This is a genomic window from Actinomadura soli, assembly GCF_005889715.1.
Lineage (GTDB): Bacteria > Actinomycetota > Actinomycetes > Streptosporangiales > Streptosporangiaceae > Spirillospora > Spirillospora soli.
Window position 1 is genome coordinate 1 of sequence record NZ_VCKW01000529.1, and the last position, 1953, is coordinate 1953.

Genomic DNA, 1953 nt, shown 5'->3' on the forward strand with positions numbered 1-1953 from the left:
CGCCGCCCATCGCCAGGTCCGCATCCATCAACTCGTCCAACACGCAACCCGCGAGAACCTCACCAATGGATGAGCACAGCCGTGCGGCACCGATCGACGTCTGCTACATTTCTGTCATTCCGTAAATACGGAACAACAGACTAGGATGTCATGGGATCGTTCGAAGAACGGATCGCAGAGCTTGAGCGCCGGATGGCACGCCTGGAGGAGCCACCCTCCGGGCGGCCGTCCCCTCCGAACCCGTCTCCGCGTCCTTCCGCCGACGCCTCACTCAACCTGCTCGATCTGATCCGCGCCAGAGCCGGAGCCGGTCGCGGAGACGGGCGAGGTACCGGCACGGTCATGTACGGCGGCTCGGTGGCCTTCGATGACCGCGAGTACGTATGGGCGATGGAACACGCGGCCGACGAGGTGGCGGGCGCGCGTTGGGCGGCGGCGGCCTCCCTGCTCGAACGCCTCGGCAGCGCGCCGCGCCTGGCCTTGCTGGCCGCCCTTCTCCGCGGCCCGCGAACCCGCAGGGAGCTACAGGAAGCGCTCGGCGAGACCTCGACCGGGCACCTGTACCACCACCTCAAAGACCTGCAAGGCGCGGGCCTGCTCGTACGGCCGGGACGCGGCGAGTATGCGATCGCCCCTCACGCCGTCGTGCCTTTGATGACGATCGTCGCCGTGGCCACCGACCTCGGCTCCGCCGAGGTGTCCCAGGAGGACGTCGAATGACAAGGTCTGCCGGCAGACTGCTGGACGGGGCGGCGCGGCGTGCGTGGCAAGCCTGGTCGAACGGCGATGTAGAGGCGTGCGAGCGCCTCGCCGAGACGCTGTCGGGGCCCTCTCGGGATCATTTGCTCTTCCTGTGCTGCTACGTAAGGCAGTCCTACGAGAAGGCGTTGGCGCACTACGACGCCCTTGCCTCGGACGACCGGACGCCGGGGACGCTGGACGAGCCGGTCATTGCGGCCTGGCTTCATCTGGGCCGTCCCGATCAGGCCATCGAGCATGTACGGCGACGCCGCACCGGCCGGTCACGCATCAGCCGGTCACGCATCAGCCGGTCACGGGCCGTCGAGCAGGCGCTGCGGGTGCTCGACCTGAGGCTGACCCGCCCGCTGGGTGTCCGGCTCGACGGCACCACCGCGCTTGCCTTCGTCGACCATGAACTCGCGCCGTACCTGCCTGCCGTGGCGGCGACAATCGACGGCGTCGACGTACGTGCCCACCTCGACACCGGCGGCGCTTTCGTGGTCATGGGACCGCAACGCGCTGCGGAGTTGGGCGTGGTGACATTCCCGGGCGGATCAAGTCACCACGGGCTCCAGCGCACCCAGGTACGCCACGGCACCATCACCGAACTGCGCCTGGGCGCCGCCTCGCTGACCAACGTGCCGGTCGAGGTCCTGTCCACCCTTGTCGGCGCACAAGATCTGGTGATCATTGGGACCAACATCCTGGAACAGTTCCTGTCCACCGTTGATCACCCGCGCAGCCGCCTCATCCTCTCCCCCCGGTACCGCCCGGACGCCGCCGCCGACCACGCCCGCCTCCTCGCGGACGCCCCCGCGACGACGGAGATCGACTTCTACCTCTGGTCGGACCACTTCATGTTCACCCGTGGTGGCTTCGGCGCGCGCGACGATCTCAACTTCTTCATCGACTCCGGCCTGGTGTACGTGGTGCAGGACGACGACGCGTCTGCGCCGCAGCAGGCCTGTCTGCTGGCCGGATCCCGCCACTACCGCACCTGGGGCGTCCCACGCGCCCTGGCCGATCGCCCGCACTTCGACAGCCCCGAACCGGTGTCGCTCGGCCCGCTCGCACAACGACACCGACTCGTGGCCACCACGCGGTCCCGCACGACCCCCTGGCGATCCTTCGGCGGCGTACGCATCGACGGCCTGCTGTCACACGCCTTCCTCAAGGCCTACGCATGGACGCTGGACTTCGACAGGGGACAGT

Annotated in this window: 2 protein-coding genes; both read left to right on the forward strand. The window is 68.5% G+C overall.

The features are described from left to right. Positions 1 to 150: 150 nt before the first annotated feature. Positions 151 to 720, forward strand: coding sequence for a hypothetical protein (locus ETD83_RS43365; protein ID WP_171064745.1), 570 nt, complete (start codon positions 151 to 153; stop codon positions 718 to 720). Next, positions 717 to 1953 (forward strand): retropepsin-like aspartic protease (locus tag ETD83_RS41555; RefSeq protein ID WP_171064746.1); only part of this gene is annotated, 1237 nt, incomplete at its 3' end. The genes ETD83_RS43365 and ETD83_RS41555, both read left to right, overlap by 4 nt.

What these genes read in the sequence shown, in the direction of transcription:
- ETD83_RS43365 (WP_171064745.1), top strand. Translation starts at nt 151, where the DNA reads ATGGGATCGTTCGAAGAACGGATCGCAGAGCTTGAGCGCCGGATGGCA.